Raw genomic sequence first — 255 nt, 5'->3', positions numbered from 1 at the left:
GCAGACCCTCCCGGATCTCCGCCTCGGTGCGGGAGGCGCGCTCGTTGACCAGCATGATCTCGCCGATCGAGAGGCCCTGGGACCGGCAGTGTTCCAGCAGTTCGGCGGCCGTGCGGAACGGCAGCGGGAGTTCCTTCTTCGACGCGTCGAGTTCCTTCAGGGCCGCGTCCTCCTCGCCCTCGCGGACAATGAAGCCGCCGCCGACGGAGAAGAACGTGGCGCTGTGCAGGGTTTCGCCCCCGGCGTCGGAGACGG

Annotated in this window: 1 pseudogene; it reads right to left on the bottom strand. The window is 69.4% G+C overall.

Going from position 1 to position 255, the window contains the following annotated elements:
• A pseudogene (locus MRBLAR12_RS22085) lies at positions 1 to 255 on the bottom strand (L-serine ammonia-lyase); the annotation flags it as partial.

The organism is Arthrobacter sp. LAR12-1-1.1 (assembly GCF_040676555.1).
GTDB lineage: Bacteria > Actinomycetota > Actinomycetes > Actinomycetales > Micrococcaceae > Arthrobacter.
The sequence above is the reverse complement of the archived record's forward strand: the minus strand, read 5'-3'. Positions and strand labels throughout refer to the sequence as shown.